This is a genomic window from Kitasatospora sp. NPDC005748 (genome assembly GCF_040630735.1).
In the GTDB taxonomy this organism is placed as follows: Bacteria; Actinomycetota; Actinomycetes; order Streptomycetales; family Streptomycetaceae; genus Kitasatospora.
On the sequence record NZ_JBEXYD010000089.1, the window covers coordinates 1 to 25705 of the forward strand.

General features: G+C 73.3%; 28 protein-coding genes. 16 read left to right on the forward strand and 12 right to left on the reverse strand.

What is annotated here, in order from left to right:
• Positions 1-128 precede the first annotated feature (128 nt).
• Both lpdA and ABZ495_RS34500 read right to left on the reverse strand, forming a co-directional pair.
• Positions 129-1535, reverse strand: coding sequence for a dihydrolipoyl dehydrogenase (gene lpdA / locus ABZ495_RS34495; RefSeq protein ID WP_359811206.1), 1407 nt, complete (start codon positions 1533-1535; stop codon positions 129-131).
• A gap of 206 nt (positions 1536-1741) precedes the next feature.
• A complete protein-coding gene (locus ABZ495_RS34500; protein WP_359839879.1) occupies positions 1742-3229 on the reverse strand; it encodes a M28 family metallopeptidase in 1488 nt (495 codons plus the stop codon).
• A 246-nt stretch (positions 3230-3475) separates the two neighbouring features.
• Here ABZ495_RS34500 and ABZ495_RS34505 point away from each other — a divergent pair, with 246 nt between their 5' ends.
• From ABZ495_RS34505 to ABZ495_RS34515, 3 genes are all read left to right on the forward strand, one after another.
• A complete protein-coding gene (locus ABZ495_RS34505) occupies positions 3476-3652 on the forward strand; it encodes an antitoxin (protein ID WP_352296742.1) in 177 nt (58 codons plus the stop codon).
• A 335-nt stretch (positions 3653-3987) separates the two neighbouring features.
• Complete coding sequence (locus tag ABZ495_RS34510; RefSeq protein WP_359811203.1) at positions 3988-4473, forward strand: TrkA C-terminal domain-containing protein; 486 nt, start codon at positions 3988-3990, stop codon at positions 4471-4473.
• Positions 4474-4477: 4 nt separating this feature from the next.
• Positions 4478-5821 carry a cation:proton antiporter gene (locus tag ABZ495_RS34515; protein WP_359811200.1) on the forward strand — a complete coding sequence of 448 codons (1344 nt, stop codon included), beginning with the start codon at positions 4478-4480 and terminating at the stop codon, positions 5819-5821.
• A gap of 20 nt (positions 5822-5841) precedes the next feature.
• On the opposite strand, the gene ABZ495_RS34520 is transcribed toward ABZ495_RS34515, so the two are convergent.
• Positions 5842-6021, reverse strand: a complete 180-nt coding sequence (locus tag ABZ495_RS34520) for a hypothetical protein (RefSeq protein ID WP_359839849.1) — start codon at positions 6019-6021, stop codon at positions 5842-5844.
• Positions 6022-6095: 74 nt separating this feature from the next.
• On the opposite strand from ABZ495_RS34520, the gene ABZ495_RS34525 reads away from it, so the two are divergent.
• Together ABZ495_RS34525 and ABZ495_RS34530 are read left to right on the forward strand one after the other, a co-directional pair.
• Complete coding sequence (locus ABZ495_RS34525) at positions 6096-6680, forward strand: TetR/AcrR family transcriptional regulator (RefSeq protein WP_359839851.1); 585 nt, start codon at positions 6096-6098, stop codon at positions 6678-6680.
• Positions 6677-8077, forward strand: coding sequence for an MFS transporter (locus ABZ495_RS34530; RefSeq protein ID WP_359839853.1), 1401 nt, complete (start codon positions 6677-6679; stop codon positions 8075-8077). Before ABZ495_RS34525 ends, ABZ495_RS34530 begins: the two co-directional genes overlap by 4 nt.
• Positions 8078-8242: 165 nt before the next feature.
• Here the strand turns inward: ABZ495_RS34530 and ABZ495_RS34535 are convergent, their stop codons facing one another.
• Entirely contained in the window at positions 8243-9613 is a 1371-nt protein-coding gene (locus ABZ495_RS34535) for an MATE family efflux transporter (protein WP_359839855.1), read from the reverse strand.
• A gap of 155 nt (positions 9614-9768) precedes the next feature.
• Between ABZ495_RS34535 and ABZ495_RS34540 the strand changes: the two genes are divergently transcribed.
• The 8 genes from ABZ495_RS34540 to fabV all read left to right on the forward strand — a co-directional run bounded on the left by ABZ495_RS34540 (position 9769) and on the right by fabV (position 17701).
• A complete protein-coding gene (locus ABZ495_RS34540; RefSeq protein WP_359839857.1) occupies positions 9769-10308 on the forward strand; it encodes a PadR family transcriptional regulator in 540 nt (179 codons plus the stop codon).
• Between the two features lie 189 nt (positions 10309-10497).
• Positions 10498-11403: a class I SAM-dependent methyltransferase gene (locus ABZ495_RS34545; protein WP_352296764.1), complete on the forward strand. Its 906-nt coding sequence runs from the start codon at positions 10498-10500 to the stop codon at positions 11401-11403.
• Positions 11404-11565: 162 nt separating this feature from the next.
• Positions 11566-12189, forward strand: coding sequence for a hypothetical protein (locus tag ABZ495_RS34550; protein ID WP_359839859.1), 624 nt, complete (start codon positions 11566-11568; stop codon positions 12187-12189).
• 124 nt (positions 12190-12313) lie between these two features.
• Complete coding sequence (locus ABZ495_RS34555) at positions 12314-13246, forward strand: acyltransferase domain-containing protein (protein WP_359839861.1); 933 nt, start codon at positions 12314-12316, stop codon at positions 13244-13246.
• A gap of 337 nt (positions 13247-13583) precedes the next feature.
• Complete coding sequence (locus ABZ495_RS34560; RefSeq protein WP_359839863.1) at positions 13584-14468, forward strand: isocitrate lyase/PEP mutase family protein; 885 nt, start codon at positions 13584-13586, stop codon at positions 14466-14468.
• A 287-nt stretch (positions 14469-14755) separates the two neighbouring features.
• Positions 14756-14947: a hypothetical protein gene (locus tag ABZ495_RS34565; RefSeq protein ID WP_329485823.1), complete on the forward strand. Its 192-nt coding sequence runs from the start codon at positions 14756-14758 to the stop codon at positions 14945-14947.
• Positions 14948-15156: 209 nt separating this feature from the next.
• The gene (locus ABZ495_RS34570) at positions 15157-16218 is read left to right on the forward strand and encodes a bile acid:sodium symporter family protein (protein ID WP_359839881.1); all 1062 of its coding nucleotides are present in this window, start codon (positions 15157-15159) and stop codon (positions 16216-16218) included.
• A 268-nt stretch (positions 16219-16486) separates the two neighbouring features.
• Complete coding sequence (gene fabV / locus ABZ495_RS34575; protein WP_359839865.1) at positions 16487-17701, forward strand: enoyl-[acyl-carrier-protein] reductase FabV; 1215 nt, start codon at positions 16487-16489, stop codon at positions 17699-17701.
• A 499-nt stretch (positions 17702-18200) separates the two neighbouring features.
• Here fabV and ABZ495_RS34580 read toward each other — a convergent pair whose 3' ends face one another.
• Together ABZ495_RS34580 and ABZ495_RS34585 are read right to left on the reverse strand one after the other, a co-directional pair.
• On the reverse strand, positions 18201-18317 hold the full coding sequence (locus ABZ495_RS34580) for an NAD(P)-binding protein (protein ID WP_359811172.1): 117 nt from the start codon (positions 18315-18317) through the stop codon (positions 18201-18203).
• A complete protein-coding gene (locus tag ABZ495_RS34585; protein ID WP_359839867.1) occupies positions 18314-18829 on the reverse strand; it encodes a hypothetical protein in 516 nt (171 codons plus the stop codon). Before ABZ495_RS34585 ends, ABZ495_RS34580 begins: the two co-directional genes overlap by 4 nt.
• Positions 18830-19194: 365 nt before the next feature.
• Between ABZ495_RS34585 and ABZ495_RS34590 the strand changes: the two genes are divergently transcribed.
• Both ABZ495_RS34590 and ABZ495_RS34595 read left to right on the forward strand, forming a co-directional pair.
• The gene (locus tag ABZ495_RS34590) at positions 19195-20037 is read left to right on the forward strand and encodes a DUF4389 domain-containing protein (RefSeq protein WP_359811167.1); all 843 of its coding nucleotides are present in this window, start codon (positions 19195-19197) and stop codon (positions 20035-20037) included.
• Positions 20038-20295: 258 nt separating this feature from the next.
• Positions 20296-20574, forward strand: coding sequence for a hypothetical protein (locus tag ABZ495_RS34595; protein ID WP_359839869.1), 279 nt, complete (start codon positions 20296-20298; stop codon positions 20572-20574).
• 165 nt (positions 20575-20739) lie between these two features.
• Here the strand turns inward: ABZ495_RS34595 and ABZ495_RS34600 are convergent, their stop codons facing one another.
• Together ABZ495_RS34600 and ABZ495_RS34605 are read right to left on the reverse strand one after the other, a co-directional pair.
• On the reverse strand, positions 20740-21096 hold the full coding sequence (locus ABZ495_RS34600) for an MmcQ/YjbR family DNA-binding protein (protein ID WP_359811164.1): 357 nt from the start codon (positions 21094-21096) through the stop codon (positions 20740-20742).
• 77 nt (positions 21097-21173) lie between these two features.
• Positions 21174-21707, reverse strand: a complete 534-nt coding sequence (locus ABZ495_RS34605; RefSeq protein WP_359839871.1) for a cupin domain-containing protein — start codon at positions 21705-21707, stop codon at positions 21174-21176.
• Positions 21708-21850: 143 nt separating this feature from the next.
• On the opposite strand from ABZ495_RS34605, the gene ABZ495_RS34610 reads away from it, so the two are divergent.
• Entirely contained in the window at positions 21851-22765 is a 915-nt protein-coding gene (locus ABZ495_RS34610; RefSeq protein WP_359839873.1) for a LysR family transcriptional regulator, read from the forward strand.
• On the opposite strand, the gene ABZ495_RS34615 is transcribed toward ABZ495_RS34610, so the two are convergent.
• The 4 genes from ABZ495_RS34615 to ABZ495_RS34630 form a co-directional block, all read right to left on the reverse strand.
• Positions 22762-23799 carry a LuxR C-terminal-related transcriptional regulator gene (locus ABZ495_RS34615; RefSeq protein WP_359839875.1) on the reverse strand — a complete coding sequence of 346 codons (1038 nt, stop codon included), beginning with the start codon at positions 23797-23799 and terminating at the stop codon, positions 22762-22764. The genes ABZ495_RS34610 and ABZ495_RS34615 overlap by 4 nt on opposite strands.
• 23 nt (positions 23800-23822) lie before the next feature.
• Positions 23823-24263, reverse strand: a complete 441-nt coding sequence (locus tag ABZ495_RS34620; RefSeq protein WP_359839877.1) for an ester cyclase — start codon at positions 24261-24263, stop codon at positions 23823-23825.
• A 124-nt stretch (positions 24264-24387) separates the two neighbouring features.
• Entirely contained in the window at positions 24388-24594 is a 207-nt protein-coding gene (locus tag ABZ495_RS34625; RefSeq protein ID WP_359811150.1) for a DUF397 domain-containing protein, read from the reverse strand.
• Positions 24591-25421: a helix-turn-helix transcriptional regulator gene (locus ABZ495_RS34630; RefSeq protein ID WP_359811147.1), complete on the reverse strand. Its 831-nt coding sequence runs from the start codon at positions 25419-25421 to the stop codon at positions 24591-24593. The genes ABZ495_RS34625 and ABZ495_RS34630 overlap by 4 nt, the downstream gene beginning before the upstream one ends.
• Between the last annotated feature and the right edge of the window lie 284 nt (positions 25422-25705).

Here is a 25705-nt window from a genome sequence, read left to right on the forward strand (position 1 = left end):
AGGGTGATGCCCGCGTCGAGTGCGGCGTGCACGGTCGCGATGCTCTCGGCCTCGTCGGCCGGGCCGTAGAGGTCGGACATGCCCATGCCGCCCGGCACCCCGGGAGCGCGCTCCCGGGTGAGCCCTCGTCACATGTTGATCATGTGCCCGGCCAGGCCGTGGACGGCCTCCTTGACCGCCTCGCCGAGCGTCGGGTGGGCGTGCACGTTGCGGGCCACCTCGTGCACGGTGAGGTCCCACTGCTGGGCCAGCGTCAGCTCCGGCAGCAGCTCGGTGACCTCGGGGCCGATCAGGTGGGCGCCCAGCAGCTCGCCGTGCTTGCCGTCGCTGATCACCTTGACGAAGCCGATCGGGTGGCCGAGCCCGTGCGCCTTGCCGTTGGCGGTGAACGGGAACTTGGCGACCTTGACGTCGTACCCCTGCTCGCGGGCCTGCGCCTCGGTGTACCCGAAGCTGGCGATCTGCGGCTGGCAGTAGGTGGCGCGCGGGATCATCACGAAGTCGAGCTCCATGGTCTCGGCCCCGCCGATGGTCTCGGCGGCGATCACGCCCATCGACTCGGCCGCGTGGGCCAGCATCAGCTTGGCCGTCACGTCACCGATCGCGAAGATGTGGTCGACGCTGGTGCGGCCCCGGCCGTCGACGTCGATCGCGCCGCGGTCGGTGAGCTTCACCCCGGTGTTCTCCAGGCCGTAGCCGTTCACCCGGGGCGCGAAGCCGATCGCCTGGAGCACCTTGTCGGCCTCCAGCACCTGCTGCTGACCGTCGCGGGTGACGGTGACCCTGACCTTGGCGGCCGGGTCGCTGTCGTCGATCGACTCCACCCGGGTCGAGGTGAGCACCTCGATGCCGAGCTTGCGGTACTGCTTGCCGAGCTCGGCGGAGACCTCGGCGTCCTCCAGCGGCACCATCCGGTCGAGGAACTCGACGATGGTGACCTTCACGCCGTAGTTGTGCAGCACGTACGCGAACTCGACGCCGATCGCGCCGGCGCCCGCGATGATGATGCTGCCCGGCAGCTCCTCGGTGAGGATCTGCTCCTCGTAGGTGACCACGCGCTCGCTGAGGCTGGTGCCGGGGAGCAGCCGGGTGGTGGCGCCGGCCGCGATGACGCAGTGGTCGAAGGTGACGACCTCGAAGCCGCCGCCGCTCAGCGCGACCTGGAGGGTGCGGTCGTCGACGAAGGTGCCCCGGCCGTCGTACTCGGTGATGCCGTTCTTCTTCATCAGGTAGTGGACGCCCTTGACCCGGCCGTCGGCGACGGTCCGGCTGCGGCGGAACGCCTCGCCGAAGTCGAAGCTCACCGTGCCCTCGACCTTGATGCCGAAGGTCTTGGCCTCCTTGGTGAAGATGTGCGCCAGCTCGGCGTTGCGCAGCAGGGCCTTGGAGGGGATGCAGCCGACGTTGAGACAGACCCCGCCCCAGTACTTGGCCTCGATGACGGCGGTCCGCAGGCCCAGCTGGGCGGCCCGGACGGCGGCGGTGTAGCCGCCGGGACCCGCGCCGAGGACGACGACGTCGTAGTGCGTGCTCATGATGCTGACTCCTCCGAGGGTGTCACGGTGACGTGATCTCGGTGCCATGGTGTCAGCAGCCCGGGCGGCGCACTCATCGGCCCCGGCCGATCGGCCGCCGTCCGGGTGCGGCCCGGGAGCGCGACGGGGAAAGGGCGCGGCGCAGCGGGGAACGGCGGGGAACGGGCCGGCGCCGGGGCCCCGCCCGGTGGCGGGGCCCCGGGCGGTCAGGCCGAGACCTCGTGGGTGTGGCCCTCGTGGAGGCCGCCACCGCTGCCGGCCTGCCCCTCGGTGTGCTGCGGCGCCACCGGCGCGTGCAGCGAGGAGAGGTCCCAGGCGTAGGTGCCGACGGCGTCGGCGATCACGTCGATGTTGACGTCGAAGGCCAACAGGTCGAGGTTGCCCAGGTTGTCGCAGGCCTTGTGGTAGCACGTGTCGAACGCCACCCCGGCCGTGCCGCCGTAACGCGCCGCCTGCGCCGCGGACTTGATCACCTCGGCGCCGGTGTCGGTGCCGCCCGCCGGGATCCCCGCGTCGATGAACGGGCCGTAGTCGGAGCGGCCGGTGAAGTCGGTGCCCTCGTGCGGCAGGCCCCGGCGGTCCAGGTAGTCGGTGATGCGCCGCTCCAGTTGCGCCGAGCCGTCCGGGCCGGGGCCGGAGCCGACGTGGTCGGAGTCGTCGCCGTCGTAGACGAACTGGGCGGAGTTGGGCGAGGCGATCATGTCGAAGTTCAGATAGAGCTTGATCTTCTTCTGCTCGGCCGCGGAGAGTGACGCCACGTAGGCCTCGGAGCCCTTGAGGCCGAACTCCTCGGCCGACCACCAGGCGAACCTGACCTTGTTCCTGACCGGCCGGTCGCCGAGGTTCTTCGCCACCTCCAGGACGCCCGCCGAGCCGGAGCCGTTGTCGTTGATGCCCGGGCCCGCCACCACGGAGTCCAGGTGGGAGCCGATGACGACGGTGTTCGCCGGATCGCCGCCGCGGGTCTCGGCGATGACGTTCCAGGTCTTGCGCTTCTCCATGAGGGTACGGATGTCCAGGCTCACCGTGACCGGCCCGGCGGCGGCCTTGGCGACCAGCGCCTCGCCCGCCGCCCTGCTGATCCCGCCGGTCGGGACGCGGCCGGCGGTCGGCTCCCCGAGGGTGCCGTTGAGGTCGCCGTCGGTGTTGTTGTAGACGAGGACGCCGGTCGCACCGGCGTCCGCCGCCGCGGCCGCCTTGACGGCGAAGCTGCAGCCGCCGCGCTTGATCAGCGCGATCCGGCCGGTGAACGCGCCGGCCGCGTAGTCCCCCGCCTCGCAGCCGGTGGTGGCGTCCGCCGGGACGACCGCGAGCGGGGCGGTCAGACCGGCCGCCGGGCCGCCGACGGAGTACGTCATGGCGATCACCGGTACATCCTCGGCCTGGGGGGACACCACCGTCAGTTTCTGCGCGAGGGCCTGGAAGAAGGTGTACTCGAATTCCTGCTTCGACACCTTCAGACCGGCCTGGCGGGCCTGCTCGTAGACGTAGCGCGCCGACTCGTCGTGGCCGCGGGAGCCCGCCACCCGGTTGCCGCCGTTGCGGTCCGCGATCCGCTGCAGTGCGGCCAGCGTCCGGCGGGCGCTGCCGGCGCTGCTCTCCTCGACGAGCCGGGCGGCCAGCTTGGCTCCCTTGCGGCCCGGGTCCGGTGCGGCCGCGGCGCTCCCGGCGCCGACCAGCAGCAGCGGGGTCACCAGGGCCGCGACCGCCAGCGCGGAGCTCGCGACCCGGGTGGTGCGGGCAGCGCCCGGGCGGGGTGAGGCGGTCGGGCGGCGGGTCCGAGCATTCACGGCAGGTCCTTCCGAGAGTCCATGGAGATCCCGATTTGACATGCCCCGGGCCACCTTGCCAACCCTGCCGCGAAAGCTGACCGGATGCGGACATCCGGCGGCGCGGTGATCCTGGAGGGGAGGGGCCGTCTCATCCAGGAGGGTGACCGAATGTCCATGATCGACAAGATCAAGCAGATGCTGAAGGGCCACGAGGACCAGGCGGACAAGGCCGTCGACAAGGCCGGTGACACCGTCGACCAACGGACCCAGGGCAAGTACAGCGGCCACGTCGACACGGCCCAGGACAAGGTCAAGGACCAGTTCCGCGACCAGCCTCCCCAGTAGCCCGCCGACGCAGTCCGGACACACGGGTCCGGTACCCCGGCCGGGTGAGCGCGACCACGCGCGCACCCGGCCGGGGTACCGCGCGTCCACGGCCGGACGAGCGCTCCACTCGGACCGTACGGGCGCCCGCGGGGACCCTCCCACCAGGAGGGCTTTACACAGTCATTACCATTGGCACGGTAGCGCTTCCGCGTGTCGCACACGGCGGGGCGGCCGTTCACCCGTCCGGGTGAGCGGCCGCCCCGCCGGGCCGGCCCAGTTCCGGCGGACGGCCGGCCCTGTTCCGGCGGACGTCGCGCACGCCAGCGGGAAGCCCTGACGAGAGGACAGCCGCCGTGTCGATCCCCCGTGTCCGGACCACTCCCCTGCCCGGCGTCGGCGTCCAGTACGACCTCACCACCCGAGAACAACGGCACCTGTCCGTCATCGCCCACCGGGACGGCTCACGCAGCCTCAACGTCTACCGCTCGGACGACCCCGACGCCTGCGCCCAGGCGTTCCGGCTGACGGCCGAGGAGTCCACCGCCCTGGTCGACGCCCTGACCCCCGCTCACCACAACCCGGGCCTGCTGCACACCACCGACCTGGGCCTGGTCGCCGAACGCCTCCCCGTCGAGGGCGCCTCGCACTGGAACGGCCGGGTGCTCGGCGAGACCCGGATGCGCACCGAGACCGGCGCCTCGATCGTCGCCGTGCTGCGCCGCACCGGCGCCGTGCCCTCCCCGACCCCCGACTTCCGGCTGGCCGGCGGGGACATCCTGATCGTGATCGGCACGCGCGAGGGCGTGGACGCCGCCGCCGCGATCCTGGGCAGGGAGTGATCGGATGCACACCGCAAGCGTCTTCATCGAACTCGGCTCGGTCATCCTGGTCCTCGGCCTGCTCGGCCGAATAGCCGGCCGGTACGGGTTCTCGCCCATCCCGCTCTACCTGCTCGGCGGACTGGCCTTCGGCAAGGGCGGCCTGCTGCCGCTCAGCGCCAGTGAGGAGTTCGTGGCCACCGGCGCCGAGATCGGCGTCGTCCTGCTGCTGCTGATGCTGGGTCTGGAGTACACCGCCGCCGACCTGGTGACCAACCTCAAGGCCCAGTACCCGGCCGGCGCCGTCGACTTCGTGCTCAACGCACTGCCCGGCGCGGCCGCCGCCCTGCTCCTCGGCTGGGGCCCGGTCGCCGCCGTGGTACTGGCCGGGGTCACCTGGATCTCCTCCTCCGGGGTGATCGCCAAGGTGCTCGGCGACCTCGGCCGGCTCGGCAACCGGGAGACCCCGGTGATCCTCAGCATCCTGGTGCTGGAGGACCTCGCGATGGCCGTCTACCTGCCGATCCTGACCGCGCTGCTGGCCGGCGCCGGCCTGCTCGCCGGCTCGCTCACCCTCGCCATCGCGCTCGCCACCGCGGGCGCCGTGCTCTTCGTCGCGCTCCGCTACGGCCGGGTGATCTCGAAGTTCGTCTCGCACGACGACCCGGAGAAGCTGCTGCTGGTCGTCCTCGGACTGACCCTGCTGGTGGCCGGCCTCGCGCAGCAGCTCCAGGTGTCCGCCGCGGTCGGGGCGTTCCTGGTCGGCATCGCCCTCTCCGGCGAGGCCGCCGAGGGCGCGCACACCCTGCTCAGCCCGTTGCGGGACCTCTTCGCGGCAGTCTTCTTCGTCTTCTTCGGGCTCAGCACGGACCCGACGAGCATCCCGCCCGTCCTGCTGCCCGCGCTGCTGCTGGCCGTGGTCACCGCGCTCACCAAGGTGGCGACGGGGTACTGGGCCGCCCGCCGGGCCGGGATCGGCGAACGCGGCCGCTGGCGGGCCGGCGGCGCCCTGGTCTCGCGCGGGGAGTTCTCCATCGTCATCGCCGGTCTGGCCGTCACCGCGGGCATCGAGCCCGAACTCGGGCCGTTCGCCACCGCGTACGTGCTGATCCTGGTGGTCACCGGCCCGCTCGCGGCCCGGTACACCCAGCCCGCGGTGGAGCGCCTCGGGGCGCTGCGCGGGCGCTGGGCTCCGGCGGCCCGGGTCTCGCCGGGCGCCGAACGGCTGCCCGACGCCGGGGCGAGCGACGCCGCCACGGTGCCGGAGGCGATCACGTTCGAGGGACCGGAGCCGGCGGAGCTCGTTCAGGACGGGTTCGCGCAGGACGGGTTCGCGCAGGAGCAGCCGGCCAACGGGCTGCCGCGCTGAGGCCGGGGCCCCGGGGCGGATCAGTCGGACCGGTCCGCCCCGGGGCCGGGCTCCCGGCCCGCCCCGGGCCGGCGGCCGGGCTCGGGGTCCGGCACCGCACCGCAGTTCTCGCAGGGCTGCCGCCCGGCCCGCTCGCGCAGCCGGCCGCACTCCGGGCAGACCCGGTCCAGCCAGCACGCCGATTCGCCGCCTTCGTCCATACCGCCGATTCTGCCCGGCCCACCCCCGCGACGGCGAGTAGACGCTGTCTACTCGCTCCTGGTAGACAGTGTCTATGACTGATCAGGGTTCGGGCCTGCGCGCCCGGCTGGTGGCGGCCGGCGTCGAACTGGTGACGGCTCAGGGGGTCCACGCGCTCTCGCTGCGCGAGATCGCCCGCCAGGCCGGCGTCTCGCACGGCGCGCCGCGCCGCTACTTCGCCACCCACGTCGAGCTGCTGTCCGCCATCGCCCGGCACGGCTTCGACGAGCTGGCCGCGGACCTCACCCGTGCGACGGCCGGCGCGGGCCCGGGCCCGCGCGAGCGGCTCGCCGCACTCGCCCGCGGCTACCTCGGCTTCGCCGCCGCCCAGCCCGGCATGTTCGAGCTGATGTTCCGCCACGACCTGCTGGAGGGCAGCGGCATCGGCCTGCGGCAGACCAGCCTCCCGCTCTTCCGGACCTTCACCGCCCTGGTCGCCGAGGTGCGGCCACCGAGCGGCGCGGAGCCCGCGGCGGCGGCAGCCGCACTCTGGGCCAACCTGCACGGGCTCGCCCAGCTCCGCGCCTGGGGCAGCCTCCAACTCGCCACCGGCAGCGACGACATCGAGCCGCTGCTGCACGCCGCCCTGGCCGCCCACCTGGGCCCGGAGGCCCGGTGAACACGCCCGCCCGCCGGCGCCTCACCCTCGCCGGGAGCATCACCGGCGCCTCCATCGTGGCCCTGGACGGCACCGTCCTCACCGTCGCCCGGCCCGCCATGCAGCACGACCTCAACGCCTCCTTCACCGCCGTCCAGTGGACCAGCACCGCCTACCTGATCGCGGTGGCGAGCCTGCTGGTCTTCGCCGGCCGGCTGGGTGACCGCTACGGCCACCAACGCGTCTTCGCCGTGGGCGTGCTGGGCTTCGCCGCCGCCTCGGCCGGGATCGGCCTGGCGCCCGGCATCGGCTGGGTGATCGGCCTGCGCGTCGCCCAGGGCGTGGCGGGCGCGCTGCTGCAGCCCGCCACCCTGGGCATGCTGCGCGCGGCCTACCCGGCCGACCGGCTCGCGATGCCGATCGCCCTTCGCACCAGCGCGATCGGCCTGGCGGCCGCCGCCGGACCGGTCGTCGGCGGGGCGCTGACCGCCCAACTGGGCTGGCGGGCGGTCTTCTTCCTCACCGTCCTCCCCGCCGTCGCGGCCGGGCTCGCCGCGCTGGCCGTGCGGATTCCGCAGCCACCCACCGACCGGTCCGTCGGCGCCCTGCGCGCGCTCGACCTGCCGGGCGCCGCCCTGCTCGCGGCGGCGCTGGTCTGCCTGGTGCACACGCTCGTCGGGGTGCCCGAGCACGGCCGGCCGGCCGCCACCGTGTTCGGCCTGCTCGCCGCGGCCCTGCTCGGCACCGCCTTCGTCCACCAACAGCGGCGCGCGGCACACCCGTTGCTGCCGCCGCGGGTGTTCGCCTCGCCCACCGTCGCGTCCTCGCTCGGGGTGCTGCTGACCGCGTCCGCGGCGCTCTTCGGGACGCTGTTCCTGGCCACCTACTTCCTCCAGGACGTGCTCGGGCTGGACCCGTTCCAGTCCGGCGTCCGGGCGTTGCCGCTGGCCGTCACGATGGTCGCCGCCGCCCCGGCCGCCGCGGTGCTGATGCGCCGCCACGGGGCGCGGGCCACCGCCGGGGCCGGGATGCTGCTGCTCACGCTCGGCACCCTGCTCGCGGCCCGGTTCGACGAGTCCTCCGGGGCCGTCGCGATCGGCGGCAGCTTCCTCCTGCTGGGCAGCGGGTTCGGGGCGGTGATGGTCACCGCGACGGCCGCCCTCGTCCGCGACGCCTCGGTGGCGGACGCGGGCGTCGCCGGCGGGCTCCAGCAGACCGTGATGAACATCGGCCCGGCCCTGGGGACCGCCGCCGCGACCACCCTCACCGCCGGCCGTCCGCTCGTGACCGCCATGGGCCCGGCCCTGCTGGTCCTCGCGGCCACGGCGGCGGTCGGCGTCCTGCTCGCCACCCGCCTCCCGACCCGGGCCCGGGCCCGGGCGGCGGGGGTGGTGGAGGCGACGCGGCCGGGGCACTGAACCGGCCCCTCCCCCGCACGGGCGTACGGCCCTTCGGTCGGTGCCCTCGGGCCCGTCGATCGCTTCACGCCGTCGAGTTGTCGACGACTTCGGCGATCTCCACGTACCCGATGGACGGCGCCGCGCCACGGAGACCGGTTGCTCACCCGCGGATCGGGGTGGGCGTCACTCCACCGGGGCCCGAAGCGGGGTCTGCCCGGTGGGTTCGGCCGCGCCGACCGGCTCGGCGGGCTCGCCCACCGGGCCGGGGGTTCGGCGGCGGTTCGGGGCCGGCAGGCGCATCAGGATCAGCTGGGTCAGCGCGCCCACCGCCATGCCGGTCCAGAGGCCGTTCACCCCGAGCGGCACCGACAGGGCCACACCGGCGGCGAGTTGGACGGCGAGTCCGAGCAGGCTGGCCGTCACCAGGCGGCGGCCCGCGCCGGTGGCCTGGAGCACGCCGCCGAGGGTCACCACCAGGGCGTAGGGCAGTACGTAGAGCCCGGCCATCCGCAGGTAGCCGACGGCCTGGGCGGCGACCGCGTCGTCCCGGGTGAAGAGCGCGGTCACCGGCACCGCGAGCGCCGCGCAGAGGACGGCGGCGCCCGCGCCGAGGGCGCCGGCCAGCCGGGCGGTGTCACGGCCCAGGGTGCGCAGCCCCGCCGTGTCGCCCGCGCCGGTCAGCCGGGCCGCCTCGATGGCGGCGGCCTGCCGTACGGCGTAGAAGGCCATGGTCACGACCAGCATCACGCGGTAGCCCACGCCGTAGCCGGCGACCGCCGGTACGCCGAAGGACGCGACCAGGGCGAGCTGCACCGTGCCGACGCCCATCCGGGCGGTGAAGTCGAGGCCGAACGAGGCTCCGGCGGAGACGATCCGGCGGGCCTCCGGCAGGAGCCCGCCCGCCGGGGGCGCGGTCCGGCGGCGCCGGCGCCGGAGCAGCAGCGTGACGGCGAAGGTGAGGGCGCGCGCGGTGGTCAGGGCGAGCGCCGCGCCCCTCACGCCGAGGGCCGGGAACGGTCCGGGTCCGAGGATCAGCAGCGGGTCGAGGAGGAGCAGCAGGGCGTTGGTCAGCAGGGCGAGCCGCATCGGCGTCCGGGTGTCACCGGTGCCCTTGAAGAGCTCGTCGGCCACCCGCTGGCCGAAGAAGAGTCCGGCGGCGGGGAAGGCGATCGCGAAGTAGTCCGCGGCGAGTCCGGCGGCGGGGCCGTCCAGGAAGGCGTCCGCGATCGGGTGGCGCAGCAGGAAGCCGGGGACGGCGAGCAGCAGGCTGCCGAGGGCGCAGAGCCGCCAGGCCGCCCGCGCGGTCCGGCCGGCCGCCGCGCGGTCCCCGGCGCCGACGGCGTGCGAGATCCGGACGGTGGTGCCGGAGGCGACCACCAGGACCAGGCCCAGCAGCAGGTTCTCTACGGTGCCCGCGAGGGTGACGGCGGCGACGGCGGGCGCGCCGAGCCCGCCGACCCAGTACGTGCTGATGACCGAGGCGATCACCCCGGACAGGAGTCCGGCGTAGACCGGCCCCGCCAATCCGATCAGCCTCGGCAGATGTCCTCGCACGTCGCCCCCCGGTTCCGTCAGCAGCGCTCGGCCGCCCTCTTGGTGTCTCTTGGTGTCTCTTGGTGTCTCGAACAGAGATACATCGTTTAGAGGCACATCGGCAAGAGGTACCATGACGCCCGAACGGCGCGTGCGACGACGGAAGGGCTTCACCGGTGCTCACCCTCGCGATCCTCGGCTTCCTGTACGACGAGCCGCTGCACGGCTACGAGTTGAAGTCACGGATCACCGGCCTGACCGGCCACGCCCGGCCGGTCAGCGACGGCGCCCTCTACCCCGCCATCGCCCGTCTGGAGAAGGCCGGACTGCTGGAGCGCCGCAGCGAGCCCGGCAGCGGTGCCGCGCCGCGGCAGGTCCTGGAGCTCACCGCGGCGGGCCGGGCCGAACTGGAGCGCCGGCTGGCCGACCCGGCCGAGGCCGAGATCTCCGACCAGATCCGCTTCTTCACCGTGGCCGCCTTCCTCGACCGCCTCACCGACCCGGTCGCGCAGGCCACGGTCCTGCGGCGCCGGCTGGCGTTCCTTGAGGCACCGAGCAGCTTCTTCTACGACGCGCAGGGCCGGCCGGTCGCGGCCGAGCAGGAGTCCAGCCCGTTCCGGCGCGGCATGCTGCTGGTCGCCCGCGCGTCCGGCGCCGCCGAGCGGGCCTGGCTGGCCGGGACGATCGCCGAACTGGAGGGCGGCCGGGCGTCCTGAGGCGGGCGGTGGGGGGCGCGGAAGGGCCGCCGCCCGCGGTCGCCCGGGGCGTGCTCGGGCCCCCGGACAAGGGTGCGAAACGGTCCGCCGATTCCTGTCCCGGGCCTGGCGCAACTGGGGCGTGTCGTCGCTATGATGATCCGCCTCACACCATGGCGCCGCCGCGGGGTGAACCGTACGCGCCGGGCCATGCCCGCACCCCTGGAGGCCGCCGTGCCCACTGCCGACACCGGAACCGCCCGCCCGCAGCAGCTGACGCGCGACGGCATCCCCGGCTGGTTCTTCAAGGTCGACCAGGAGGCCTTCGCCCACTTCCTCACCGAACAGAGCGCGGCCGGGCACACCGGCGACATCCTCGAACTGGGCACCTACCTCGGCCGGAGCGCCGTCCTGCTCGGGGACCACCTCCGGCCCGGCGAGCAGCTGACCGTCTGCGACCTGTTCGACTCCGAAGCGGGCGACGCCGACAACGCCGCCGAGATGACGATGTCCTACCGCAAGACCCTGACCAGGAGCGCCTTCGAGGCCAACTACCTCACGTTCCACCCGCGGTTGCCGGTCATCGTGCAGGCCCCCACCTCGGTACTGGCCGACCGCCGGATCCCGGACGGCAGTTGCCGCTTCGTCCACATCGACGCCTCGCACCTCTACGAGCACGTGGCCGGGGACATCGAGGTCGCCCGGGCGGCACTGGGCGAGAACGGGCTGGTCGCGCTCGACGACTACCGCTCGGAGCACACCCCGGGCGTCTCGGCGGCGGTCTGGCAGGCGGTGTTCACCGGCGGGCTGCGGCCCGTGCTGCTCACCCCCATGAAGTTCTACGGGACTTGGGGGGACGCCGAGGAACTCCAGCGGGTACTGCTCGGCCGGGACTGGCGGGCCGGCGGCTACACGGTGGACGAGGACGCCATCGCCGGTGCGCGGGTGGTGCGGCTGAAGTACGCGGTCAAGCCGGGCGCGGCCCAGGCGCACCGCTCGGCCCCGCGGCGCCTGGCGCTGGACCTGCTGCCGCCGGTCGCCACCCGCGCGACCAGGCGGCTGCTCCAGGCGCTGCGCGATCGCCGTGCGGGCCGGCCGGTGGTCCGTACCGGCTGATCCCGCGCCGGCGTTCGCGGGGAGGGGCGGGCGGCCCCCGGCCGGGACGGGCAGGGCCGGCCGCCCCTCCCGCCGGGGCCGGGCGGATGGCATCGATCCCGCTCGGTAGGCTGTCGCGATGCACCGGACCACCACCACGCCGACCCCCTCCGAGCTGCCCGGATGAGCGTCTTCCTGCCTCCCGAGCCGCCGGCCTTCGCCACCGCCTCACCACGCGAACGGGTCGCGCGGGTCCTCACCGAATCGCTGGCGCCCGCCCATCTGGTCATCGCCCTGCTGCTGCTCGTCGGCGCGCACAGCACCGAGGGCTGGTCCGGGGCCGGCTGGGGCCTGCTGGCCGCGCTGTTCTGCGGCGTGGTGCCGCTCGGCATCATCGCCCTCGGGGTGCGGCGCGGCGCGCTGACCGACAAGCACCTCCGGGTCCGCCGCCAGCGCGTCGTCCCGATGGCCGCCAGCCTGCTGTCGGTGGTGGCGGGCGTGGCCCTGCTGTACGCGCTGGACGCCCCGGCGGAGGTCGCCGCCCTGGTCGTGGCGATGCTGGCCGGCCTGGTGTCGGCGCTCGCCGTCACGGTCTGGTGGCAGATATCCCTGCACAACGCCGTGGCGGGGGGCACCGCGATGATCCTGGTGCTGGCGTTCGGCCCGGCGGCGCTGCCGGTCGCGGCGGCCGCGCCGGTGGCGGTGGGCTGGTCGCGGCTGGTGCTGAAGGCCCACACGGCCGCGCAGGTGCTCGCCGGGACGGCGCTCGGCGGTGTCTGCGCCGTGGTGTTCGCGCTGGTGCGCTGAGCCCCGGCCCTCCCTCGGCCCGCCCCGGGCCCGCGCTTGGCCCCTCCCCGGACTCGGCGGCCGCACCGCACCACACCGCACCGATAGGGTCGGCGGGTCGCCGTCGGGCCCTGAGGAGGTCGCGTTGGAGCCGGTCACGCTGCCGGACGCGGAGCAGCTGCCCGAGGCGCTGCTCGAACTCGCCGTCCCGTTCGAGGAGGTGAACGCCGTCCTGGCCGCGCGCACCCGGCTGGCCCGGGACGGCGGGCTGCGGGCCGCGTTCGACGAGGCCCTGCGCGAGCAGGTGGCGGCGGTCGGGACGCTCGGCCGGCCGTCGGGTCTCCATGGCAGCCGGCCGGCGGGGTTCGAGGCGGACGGACACCTCCTGACCCTGCTCTTCGTCGCCCTCGCCCCGCACGCCCGGGCGTACCACCGTGCCCTCGGGATCGGCCCGGCGGTGACCAGGAGCACCCTGGCCGACCTCGGCCGGCAGCTGGTGGTGAGCCGTTGGCGGGGCCACCCCGGCGGGCTGGGCAACCCCTCCTGGCTGACCCTGCACTTCCGGGGCGAGCTGTACCAGCTCGGCCGGCTCCAGTTCCAGCGCAAGCGGCTCACCGGGGCGGACGCCGAATCGGCGGCCGCGGCCGGGTTCGGCCCGTGGAGCCTGCAGTTGCACATCCCCGACCACAGCGGACCGCTCTCCGCCGAGGCCTGCGACCGTGCGCTGGCCCGGGCCCGCGACTTCTTCGCCCGGCACTTCCCCACCGAGCCGTACCCGACGGCGTTCATCTCCTCCTGGCTGCTGGACCCTCAGCTGCGCCGCCACCTGCCGGCGGACTCCAACATCGTCCGGTTCCAGAAACGGTTCACCCCGCTGCGTCCGCCGGGCGAGCCGGCGGACGACAACCCGCTCCGCTACGTCTTCGGCGACAGCGGCCGGCCGCTGGAGTCGCTGCCCCGGGACACCCCGCTCCAGCGGGCCCTGGTGGACCACCTGCGCGCGGGCGGCCACTGGTACGTCGTCGGCGGGTGGCTGAGGCTCGGCGAGGACGACGTGCTCGGCGAGGACGACGCCTGACCGGTGGTCAGGACCGACACGGCCCCAGGGGCGCGGAGCGGCCGGCCGGGATCCGGAGGCCGGGCCCCGGCGTGCCCTGCGTGCCCTGCGCGCGCACGGCGGATTCTCCTACGCCATTCCGATTGATATGACTGCGCATCACTCACACGGGGGAACTTCATTTAAAGATTTGCCCACGGAACATTAAAGGCCGCATAGTGAGAGTGCCTCATTTGGCCCTAGTGATGGCCAAGTTCAGGCAAAGTCCGGTGCGCGTCGCGCCCGGGCGGTGGCCGACTGTCAGCCGGTCCCGCCGCCCGCCGCGCCGCGCCCCACCTCGGCAGGTGAGGAGAAGGCAATGCTTCACGAAGACACGGCGCCGGGCTACGGGCAGCGCCTCCGCGAGGACGTCGCGGCCCAGGGGACGACCCCGCTCATCGGCGTCTACGACATGTACTCGGCCTCGATCGCGGCCGAGCACTACAACGGCATGTTCGTCTCGGGCTTCGGCTTCGCGGCGTCCTACTACGGCCTGCCGGACATCGGCTTCATCGCCTGGCCCGACATGGTGGCCTTCGTCGAGCGGCTGCGCGGCGCGTTCCCGCAGCACCACCTCCTGGTCGACATCGACGACGGCTACGTCGATCCGGAGGTGGCCTGCCACGTGGTGCGCAGGCTGGAGCGGATCGGCGCCTCCGGCGTCATCCTGGAGGACCAGAAGCGCCCGCGCCGCTGCGGTCACGCCGACGGCAAGCAGGTCCTGCCGCTGGAGGAGTACCTGGAGAAGCTCGACCAGGTCCTCGCCGCCCGCACCGACCTCGTGGTGGTGGCCCGGACGGATGCCACCGAGGAGAGTGACATCCTGCTGCGGGCCGAGGCGCTCGCGGCCACCGACGCCGACATCGTCCTGGTGGACGGAGTGCGCAGCGAGGAGTGGATCCGCCGGATCCGGCGGGTCGTGGGGGACAAGCCGCTGCTGTTCAACCAGATCGCCGGTGGCAAGTCCCCCCGGCTCTCGCTCTCCGAGCTGGGCGAGCTCGGCGTCGACGTCGCCATCTACAGCACCCCCTGCCTGTTCGCGGCGCACCGCGCGATGGACGAGGCGCTGGCCGGGCTGAAGGTGGCCGACGGCCGACTCCCGGCCCCCGCCGAGGACAGCCCCCAGATCGGGGTCCGGGAGTCCACCGAGCTGCTGGAGCGGAACATCGCCCGCCCGCGCCGGCGCGAGGCGGTAGGAGCGTGACGTCCGCATCGCGCGGCGGGGCGCGGCCGGGCCCGGTGTCGGACGGCCCGGCGTCGGACGGCCCGGTGTCGGGGGGCTCGGCGTCGGGAAGCTCGGCGTCGGGCGACTCGCGGCGGGGCCGTTCGGTCCCGCGCGGGCCGGCACCGAATCGCGCACCGGTGTCGGCCGGGGAGGTATCTCCGAGGCGTCGGGCCCTGTGGCCTCCGGCCGTCGCTGCTCTGTTCGGCGCCTGCGTTCTGCTCGGTGGGGCGGCCTCGCCCGCGGTGGCGGGCGGCAGCCTGATCACCGTGATCGACAACTCCCACTCGGACTCGTTGGTGAGCACCGACTCGCTCCTGGAGATCGACAAGTCGGGCAACCTGCAGTCCGGACAGGGCACGGCGGGCAGTGACCAGGGGCCGGCCAATGCCCTGGTGGGCACGGTGCTGGGGATCGCGCCGGTCACCGCGGTCGACTCGTCGGCAGGGAGCGACGAATGAGCGGCGGGCTCCGGCACCGGGCTCATGGGCCCGGGGCCGGCCCGCCGGGTACGCCGGATCAGCAAGGTTCGTCGGGCCCGCCCGGCCCGCCGGATCGGGCTGCTGCGGGGCCGGACGGCCCGGAGGCCGTGGCAGCGGGCCCGAGTGCGGGGTCGGACGGCCCGGCGGCCGCGCCGCCCGGGCCCGCTCCGGCTCGACGCGGGCTCCGGCTGCGCGGGCTCGACCCGTACGTGGCGGCGCTGGCGGGTACCGTCCTGCTCGCCACCTTGCTGCCCGCCACCGGTCGGGCCGCCCGGGGGGCGGAGCTGGCCTGCGACCTCGCGGTCGGCTTGCTCTTCTTCCTGTACGGGGCCCGGCTCTCCGCCCGCGAGACGCTGGCCGGGCTGCGCCACCTCCGGCTGCACGGCCTGGTCCTGGCCTGCACCTTCGTCCTCTTCCCCCTGCTCGGGCTCGCCACCGCCGCCCTGGCACCCCGTCCGCTCACCGAGCAGTTGCAGACCGGCGTGCTGTTCCTCTGCCTCGTCCCGTCGACGGTGCAGTCCTCGGTGGCGCTCACCGGCGCCGCTCGCGGCAACGTCCCGGCTGCCATTTGCGCGGGCACCTACTCCAGCCTCGCCGGCCTGCTCCTCACGCCGCTGCTGGCCGCCTGGTTGCTGGGCGCCCACACCGCCCTGTCCGCCGACGGCCTGCTGCGGATCGGTGCGCAGCTGCTCGCGCCGTTCCTCCTCGGGCAGGCGCTGCGCCCGAGGATCGGCGGGTTCCTCACCAGGCACAAACGCCTCCTCACCCCGGTGGACCGGGGGTCGATCCTGCTCGTCGTCTACACCGCCTTCAGCGCGGCGGTGGCCCAGGGCATCTGGAGCATGACCACCCCCACCGCCCTGCTCGGCCTGCTGGCGGTGCTGCTCGCCCTGCTCGCCACCACCCTCGCCCTCACCGGGCTCGGCGCCCGCCTGCTGGGGCTCGACCGGGCGTCCGGCATCGCGGCCGTCCTCTGCGGCTCACAGAAGAGCCTGGCGAACGGCCTGCCGATGGCGACCGTCCTGTTCGGACCGCAGGCCGGGCTGCTGGTGATGCCGTTGATGGTGTACCACCAGCTCCAGCTGATCGCCGGCACGCTCCTCGCCGGCCGCTGGTCACGGGCTCCGGACCCTTCCGAGGAGGAGCCGGCCGCCGCCGGCGGGGAGAGCGGCGTCCACGCCGAGTGGGAGTCGGAGGCCGCGGTGTCCGGTGGCGAGGAGCCGCTCCCGGTGGGCCGGTCGCAGGACTGACCGGTCCACCGAGCGCTGCCCGAGAACGTCCACCCGGCCCCGCCGGGACCACCGGGCGCGAGCGCGGAACTCCCCCCGAGCGGCCCTGGCCAGCAGGTCGGGGCCGCTCCTCGCCCGGCCGTACATGGTGGAAACACTCCAAGATCGTCTCGCGATCATTGTTCCTGGCAGGGCCCATGGCCCGCATGCGACCTGGCACAGACTGGCAGGGCGCGGTGGCCCGGTCGGCCGCCGCGCTCCTGTCACGGCCGACCCAAGGACTGCCATCGTGAACGAGCGTGTTCTCACTCCCCGCAACCGGGGTTTCCTCTTTCTCGACTCCCACCCGGCCGGGTGCGGGCAGTCGGTGGCCGACATGTGGCAGGCGTGCCCCGCCCCGGCCGCTCCGCCGGAGGGCGACGGGCCGGTGGCGCTGGTCATCGGTTCCTCCGCCGGGTACGGTCTGGCGGCCACGCTCGCCGGTCTCAAGCGGGCGGGTATCCGCGGTATCGGTGTGTCCTTCGAGAAGGCCCCCACCGCACGCCGCACCGCGACGGCCGACTGGTACCGCACCGCCGCCACCGCCGACCTGGCCCGCGCCGCCGGGCGGGACATGGTCTTCCTCAACGGTGACGCGTTCTCCGACGCGATGAAGGAGCAGGTCGCCGATCTCGTGGAGCAGCGGTTCGGCGGCCGACTGGACCACCTGATCTACTCGGTGGCCGCGCCCCGGCGTACCGACCCGGAGACCGGCACCACCTACGCCTCGGTCCTCAAGCCGATCGGCGGGGTGAACCGCACCAAGACCCTGGTCTTCGACGAGGACGGCGTGCCCGAGGTCCGCGAGGTCGAGACCGGGCCGGCCGAGGGCGACGACGTGGCACAGACCGTGGCCGTGATGGGCGGCGCCGACTGGGAACGCTGGATCGACCACCTCGCCGGGCGGGGGCTGCTCGCCGAGGGGTTCAGCACCGCCGCGCTCTCCTACATCGGCTCGTCGCTGACGGCGGCGATCTACCGGCAGGGCACCATCGGCGCGGCCAAGGCCCACCTGGAGGCCACCGCCCGCACCCTCGACGCGCGGCTCGGCAGGACGGTGGGCGGGCGGGCCGTGACCTCCGTCAACGGCGCCGCCGTCACCCAGTCCTCCACCGCAATCCCCGGCATCGCCCTCTACACCGGCCTGCTGCGCGGCGTCCTCGGGGGCGGCCTCGTCCCGCCGATCCACCAGCTCGCCGCCCTGTGGGACCAGCTCACCGGCACCGCCCCGCTCGCCCTGGACGACGAGGGCCGGGTCCGCCTGGACACCTTCGAACTGACCGACGACGTCCAGGCCGCCGTCGCAGCCCGCTGGGAGAGCGCGACCACGGCGACCATCGCCGACCTGGCCGACCTCGACTGGTTCCGCGCCGAGGTCCGCCGCCTCTACGGCTTCTCGGTGCCCGGCATCGACTACACCGCCCCGGTCGCCACCGCCATCCCCTGGCCCGACCACACCTCCTGAGGAATGCCCCGGCCGGGACGGGCCGGTTGCCTCAGGGGCCCGCCGGGGTGGTGCGCGCGGTAGGGGGGTGGTGCCGGGCAGGTGTCGCCGACGCCGTGCAGCGGCATCGCCGTCCACACACTTCCGTCCGGGACGTCACGCCCCGGACGGATCAGCGCCCCGCTGCTCGTCGTGCCCGCTCGATCCGGGCGAGGGAGCCTATCCCGACAACGATGAGAGCAACGACCCCGAGCTTCTTGACCGTGTCTTCCCAGAGCAGGTGGATCATCCATTGGGCTATGCCATGCGTTTCATTCACAGGGGTGATCGTATGTAGAGCCTGAGGGCGTTCTTGCTGGTGAGAGCCGGATCGCGGCAACGATCCGGTGTCAGTTCAACGCGGTACCCGTGCCGCCGTCCCAAGTACACCGGACGAATGTGCTGTTCCGAGATGACCGTCGTCCGGGGGGCTGACAGCGGCTCCGGAGGCGGGCGGGGTGCCGGACGGCGAGTCAGCCGTTCAGGCCCGCCCGGCCTCCAGGACGAGGACGCGCCAGCCCTGCGCTCCGAGCCGCTCGGCGACCAGCGAGCCGGCGAAGCCCGCGCCGACCACGACGGCGTCCCAGCGCGCGCTCATCGGCCGCCGCCGTACTGCGGCGCCTCGGCCCAGCTGCCGTGTCCGGGCGCGGCGGTGCCGGGGGCGGCGCCCTGGAAGGTGCGCCACATCAGGCCCCGGTCGTAGGCGCGGGGCGAGGAGGGCTGTTCGCCGGGCCAGGCGCCGACGTACCAGAGGTGGACGAGGGCGTGTTCGTCGCGGACCCGGCGGGCCAGCAGGGTGCGGTGGTGCTCGTGGGCCATGCCGGTGGCGCGCAGTTCCCCTTCGTCGAAGCCGGTGAGGCCGGCGGAGATCCGGAGGAACTCGTCGAAGTCCGCGAGGGCGTCGTGCTCGGCACCGTCGTCGTCCTCACGGTCCTCGCGGTCGCGGCCCGCGTGCACACGGTCCGCATGGCGACGGTCCGCATGGCGACGGTCCGCGTGGTCGTCGAAGTCGAAGCGGTCGGCAGGTCGGTGATGGCCGTCCTGCCCGTCACGGCCCCAGAAGCGGTCGTCGTGGTCGTCGTGGTCGTCGTGGTCGTCGATGGCTGGCAACCGGGTACCCCCACACATGAGCACTGCATGGCCGAGACATGACACAGCAGCGGCACGGCCGACCGCCGTTGCGATCATTCCTCCCGACACCGGGGCGAGAGGCTCGATGCCAGAAACTGATCGACCCTGATCCATACGAGACCATTCAAGGCGCGAGCTCGATCACCCGAACCATCGGAAGTGTACGAATCAGCCGCGCCCAGCGGGGCACCCGAGGGCGCGGGCCGGCCCGGGCGACAGCGTTCCGCGCCGCACGGCGGTCGCCCGGGTGGCCCAGCGCAGCGCGCGAAGGCGCCGGGCGGCTGCGATCTTCGGAGCACACGGCGGTGTACCGCCGTGCCTGGTGTCGAGACCTGGAGGCCCGGATGTGGCAGGCTCCCCCCGCGCCCGCTCCCTCGGACAGCGAGTGGCTGCCGGTGCTGGACATGTCCCCGCCGGGCCCGCAGAACCGGCTCACCGTGCTGGTGCGGATCCTGTTGCTGATCCCGCAGTTCATCGTGGTCTGGGCGCTGTCGGTGGTGGCGTTCTTCGTCACCGTGATCGGCTGGTTCGGTGCGCTGTTCCTCGGCCGGCTACCGGGCTTCGCCGCCGACTACCTGTCGGGGTACGTCCCCTACGAGACCCGGGTGAACGCGTACCTGCTGCTCACCCACGACCGCTACCCGCCCTTCGCGTTCCGGACCCCGGGCTACCCGGTACAGGTCGAACTGCGGCCCGGTGAGCTCAACCGGCTCGCGGTGTTCTTCCGGATCATCCTGGCCATCCCCGCGATGATCATCCAGGCCGTGCTGTACAGCGGCTGGTGGACGGTCGCCTTCATCAGCTGGCTGGTGGTCCTGATCCTGGGCCGGATGCCGCAGGCCCTGTTCGAGGCCACCGCGGCGATCCTGCGCTACCGGATGCGGTACCTGGCGTATCTGCTGATGCTCACCTCCGCCTATCCGAAGCGGCTGTTCGGCGACGAGCCGACCACCGCGCCGAGCGGGCCGGTGTCGGGGACCCACCCCCTGGTGCTGAGCAGCGGCGGGCGCGGCCTGCTGGTGGCGTTCCTCGTGATCGGCGTGCTCTCCTCGGCCGCGGGCTCGATCACGTCGACGTTCACGGACGACGACGATGACACCAAGAGCGTCACCGGCCCCCCGGTGCCGGGCCCACTCGCCCCCGGCCCCGGTTCCCCCGCCGTCCACCACGCCCGGCTCCTTCCCTGACCCGGCCCACGCCGCCGGCCACGTACGGAGGAGCGGCCGGCACACGGGCGGGCGCGACCGGGGCCGGCACGACACGCTGTGGGTGCTCTGGCCCGCTGGGGTCGCCGACCTCGACGAACTCGTTGCCACGGGAGCGCCACACGCACCGGTGCGTTGCCGGGCCGCGCCCCGCGCATTGCCGCACTGTGGACCTGCAACTGCGATCAGGTGCCGACGAGCGAGCGCCTGACAGATCGACGGAAGACATGGGAGACACCGATGATCGCGAGGATCCAGGGCGAGGGCCAGGTGAAGCTGGCGGACAGCGTCTTCACCGAGCTGAACCGGCTGGACGATGAGCTTCTCAACGAGATCGAGAGCGGGGACGACGAGGGATTCCGGCGCGCGCTCGGCGAACTGCTGGACGCTGTACGAAGGCTTGGCACACCGTTGCCGGACGATGCCCTGGAGCCGTCGGAGCTGATTCTCCCCGCTTCCGACGCCTCGATCGACGAAGTGAGGGCGATGCTCTCCGACGACGGCTTCATCCCGGGATAGCACCCCGCCCGGCGGTTTCCTCTTCGGGCCGGGTGCGCGATCGAGGACTTCATGATGCAGGGCGGTGATCCCCTGGGCAACGGGCAGGGCGGGCCCGGCCTGCTGGCCACCGGCGCCTCCGGCCACTGGCTCTGGACCCACCGGCCCGCGGCACGGGCCTGAGCGCTACGACGCGCCGCTCTCCCCCAGGTACTCGGCCGCGACCTTCTTCGGGACGACCATCCGCCAGGCCTCGACGACCAGTTCACGCATCTCGGCCGCGTCGACGACGTCCGTGCGGACCTGCACCCAGTTGAACCGCTCGTCCGCCGGCTCCGGCATCAGGAACTTCTGCGGCTCGGCCGCGACCAGGGCCACCCGCTCCTCCTTGGGGAAGGCGAAGCCCATGACCGTCTCGTCCCGCGAGAACGCCAGGTAGACGATCCCCCGGACCCGGAACTTGACCCGGTCCCTGACCAGCGCCTCCTCGGTACGCGGCAGGGACCGGGCCAGGGTGCGCACCTCTTCGACCGTGATCGCCATGCGGCGAGCCTCTCACGCCGCACTGACAGCGGCCGGGACCACACCGCCGAGACCACACGCCGGCCCAGGTGTCCGGTTCAGGCGCGGGACCGGGCCTGCTGCCAGAGCGCGGGATCCGTGAAGTGCACGTCGTAGCGGTCCTGTTCGGGGAGGAGCCGGTCGAAGGTGTCCAGCCCGGCGGCGACCCGGCCGAGATGGCGGAAGTACCCGAAGCGCTCCACCGCGGGTGTCATCACCACGAGCAGGGCGGCGGTCCGGCCGGGTGCCGCGCCGAAGGCGTGCGGCAGCCCGGGCGGGACGACCACCAGGTCACCCACGGCGGCGGTCCTGGACCGGTCACCCAGCAGGAACTCCGCGACGCCGCCGAGCACGTAGAACAGCTCGGAGGACCGCGCGTGGAAGTGCGGCCGGGCGCCGTCCGCCCCCTCCGCCAGGACGAGGCGGTTGACGCCGAACGCTCCGCCGCCCGGCGCGTCGGCACCACTGCCGCCGCCGTCGGCCAGCAGGTGGAAGGCGCTGCCCGCGGACAGGGCGACGCGCTCGGCGTCGCCCGCCCGGACGAGCAGCGGCTCGCGGATCGCTGCGGGGGTGGTGGGGTACGGGGTCGGCATCGGTACGTCCTTCGTGGGTAAGCGACTGATCGGATCCATTCGAACGCGGGAATAGCGGGCGAACCAGGAGCAGTTGGCGATGACACCGATCAGTGATCGCGATCGGTCGGGGACGCGGCGGAAGACGACGACGGACGGGGAGCATGGAACTCCGGCAACTGGCGTACGCGGTGGCGGTGGCCGACGAGGGCGGGTTCGGGCGCGCCGCCGATCGGCTGGGCATCGTGCAGTCGGCCGTCAGCCAGCAGGTCATGCGGCTGGAGCGCGAGCTGGGGGTGATCCTCTTCGACCGTTCGACCCGGCGCGTCCGGCCGACCGCCGCCGGTGAGCGCCTGCTGCCGGAGGCCCGCGCCGTCCTCGCGGCGGCCGACCGCACCCGCCGGGTGGCGGCCGAGATCGCGGCCGGGGCCGAGGGCGTACTCCGGCTCGGCGCCGTCCACGGGCCCGGCGACCGGCTCTACGACGTCCTGTCCGCGCTGTCGGACCTCGCGCCGCAGCTGCGCGTCCGGCTCACCCGGGCCGCCCCGCCGGAACGGCTCGCCCAAGTCCGCTCGGGCACGCTGGACGCCGCCTTCGTACGCGGCCCGGCCGCCGTCCCCGGGCTGGAGCTGCTCCCGCTCTGGAGCGACCCGCTGTACGCCGCCCTGCCGGCCGGCCACCCGGCGGCCGCGCTCGATCCGCTTCGCCCGGCCGACCTGCGCGACCTGCCGCTGCGCCTGGCCCCGCGCGCGCGGAACCCGCCCTTCCACGACCTGATCACCGCCGCTTGGCAGGCGGCCGACCTCGGCACACCGGTCACCGGGCCGCCGTTCACCACGCTGCGCGAGACGCTCACCGAGATCGCCGACGACGCGCCCTCGTGGACGGTCCTCTACCGGGTGTCCGGCCTGCCCCCGGTCCCCCGGATCGCCTACCGCCCACTCGCGGGCCTCACCGTCACCACGTCACTCGCGGTGCGCAGCGGCCCGCCTCCCCCGGCACTGCGCCGGCTCCTTGAGGCGGTCCACCGCAGTTCGGCCCCGACGAAGCGGTCACCCGCCACGAGGACCGGTCGTTAGGCGAACCCGGACAGGTCCGCCAGCACCACGGCCACCAGCTCGCGGCGACTGCGCACACCGAACTTGTCGAAGACGGCGGTCAGGTGCTCCTGCACGGTGTTGGCGGAGATGTGGAGTTCGTCGACCAGCTGGCGGGTGGACCGCCCCCGGATGACCAGGGCGGCGACCCGGGTCTGAGCGTCGGTGAGTCCGTGGGCGCTGAGCAGGACCGCGCCGAGTTCCGCCGGTCGGGCCGGTTCCACCACCACGCCGATCTGCGCGCCCAGGCGACTGGTGTGCAGGGCGAGCCACCGGCCGGAGCGCCCTCGGACGCGGACGGTCGAGGGCACCGGCCCGGCGGCGGCCGCGAGCACGCTGACCGGGAGCAGACCCGCGTCCTGCCGGTCGCCGTCGGGGAGGTCGGTCAGCCACTGCTCGGCCTCGGGGCTCATGGACACCGTCCTGAGCGCGGAGTCGAGCAGGATGAGGCCCACCCCGTCCGGGCCGGTGGTGGCGTTCGGAGGCGGTAGCGCGGTCACCGCCGTGCGCAGACCGGCCGCCAGAACCGGAGCGACGCGTCGGACCAGGGCGATCTCCTCCTCGGTGAAGCCCGGGGAGGAGGCCTCCCGGTGCAGGCAGAGCACTCCCCAGCAGCGGTGCCCGGTGACCAGAGCGGCGCGCAGTTCGTCGCCTAGCCCCAGCGGGGCCATGATCTCCCGGTAGCGGGCGCTGTCCGTCCGGCTGCCCTCGGTGGCCCGGTCCAGCGACCCGACCGGATCCGCCGCGCCGGCGAGGCCCGCGAACTTGTTGACGTCCGCCTGCCCGAACTCGTTGTCGAGGAACAGCCCCGTCGCGGGGCCGAGCGGGTCCTCGGCGGTCGCCGAGGTGAACAGCAGCGTTACCGGATCGACGGTCGCGGAGAAGGCCGCCTCGGCCGGCACCACCCGGCGCAGACGGCCGACGATCTCCGTGCCCAGCGCGGCGGTGTCCAGCCCGCTGCGGCACCGTCGCTCGATGTCGGCGAGTCGGCGTTCCACGACCGCGCCTGCCACCACGTACATCAGCGTACGCCGCCCGACTACCCCGGGCCCGGGACGAGCCCGAGCTGGCGCAGCAGCCCCAGCTCGTCGAGCCGGCCCCAGCGCTCGACGATGCGGCCCTCCCGGATCCGGAAGATGTTGATCCCCCGCAGCGTGACGGTACGGCCGGTGGGCGGCGCGCCGAAGATCTCGCCACGCTGGGTGCCACTGGCGCTGAAGTGCTCCACGACCATGTCACCCTCGGCGACGAGGAAGTCGGGCATGGCGTGCCAGTCGGGGAACGCGCCGCGGAACAGCACGGCGGCCGCGCGCATGCCCTCACGGCTGGTGTCGGCGCCGACCGGCGGGTCGTGGTCGAGGAAGTCCTCGGCGAGGTACTCGTCGACCGCCGCGAGGTCGCCCTGGGTGAACAGTGCGTCGATGAAGGCACACACGATCTCCCGGTTGTCTGTGGTTCGGGTCTGCTCGATGGTGTCCATAGCCACAGTCTTGGACGCCGCCCGGGCCCCCGGTACCCCAACAACCTGGGGTTTCGCACCCGGGACATCCGGTGGAAAGGGCCCCGACCGGGTCGCCGGTCGGGGCCCTCACACGCAGGCAAGCTCAGACGGCGCCGAACTCACCCGTACGCACACCGGCGATGAACGACTGCCAGGCATCGTTGGGGAAGACGAGCGCGGGGCCCTCGGGGTCCTTGGAGTCGCGCACGGGGACAGCACCCGGAACGCTCGCGGAGACCTCCACGCACTCGCCACCATTGGTGGAGTACGACGACTTGGCCCAGGATGCGCCGGAGAGATCAGGGTTCATGGGGCTAGCTCCTTCCGAGCCTTGTGGATCAGTGCCAGGGATGCCGCCTTGGGCAGCGCTTCCACCACCAACTGATCGTACTGTCTCTCCCAACCCGTGACCGTCTCGCGGGTTCGCTCAAGATGGCCGCGAGCATGCGACTCGGCATAACCGACGACCGAACCGTCCGGGAGGTCCAGCAAGGTCACTGGCAGTGCGAACGGCAGATTCTCTCCGAGGTCAAACGGGGCGACCTGAACGGTGATGTTCGGCTGAGCAGCCAACTCCGCCAAGCGATCGAGCTGTTTCAACATGATGCCCTGCCCACCGACCTGCCGAACCAAGCAACTCTCGTCCAGTACTGCGTGGATCAGGGGCGCTTTCTCTTTACTCAGGAGGCGCTGACGTGTTGCCAGGAACTCGACGCGCTCCTCAGCCTCGGACCGTGTGATCGCCCCCCTCTGGACAGCAGCACGAGCCAGCGCCTCGGCGTACTCGGGCACCTGCAATAGCCCTGTCACGATCGTCAGCGCAAAGGTACGCAGTCGACGGCAACGCGCTTCCGCATCAGCGAACTCCGGGAAGCCCTCCAAGAGACTGGCCTTGGAGTACCGGCGCCACAGCTCATGGAACGTCCCACCTGTCTCGAACACCTCATCAGCCTTAACTGCGAAGCTATGAGTTACAGACTTCTTCGCTCGTTCGACGTACGAGACCATCGCATTCGAGTAACCCATCCGCAGCCCGAGTTCGGTCTGCGACCACCGCATGGCCCGCCTTGACCTGCGAAGTTCTGCGCCGAACCTCGCTAGCGGCGATGAGGTTGCGTCAAGCTCGTTGGCTGCCATGAATATTGACCCCCATAACCAGACCGAACAGTCAAGGTTAGACCCTGGCAATCGTAGAGCCACTCGGGCCACCATGGCTACACCCCGCAACAACTCGGGGACTCACAGCAACCAATGGAGCCCGCATGCCCAGCCGCCCCCGCACGCCCGCCTACCAGCCGGAGGTCGGCGAAGTCGTCCGCGACCGGGCCCACCGCTCCCCCGACGGGCAGCCCGCCGAAGGCGTCTACATGGACACCCTCGGCGGCGCCGCCTACCTCCGACCCGAAGCCGGCGGCTGCGAG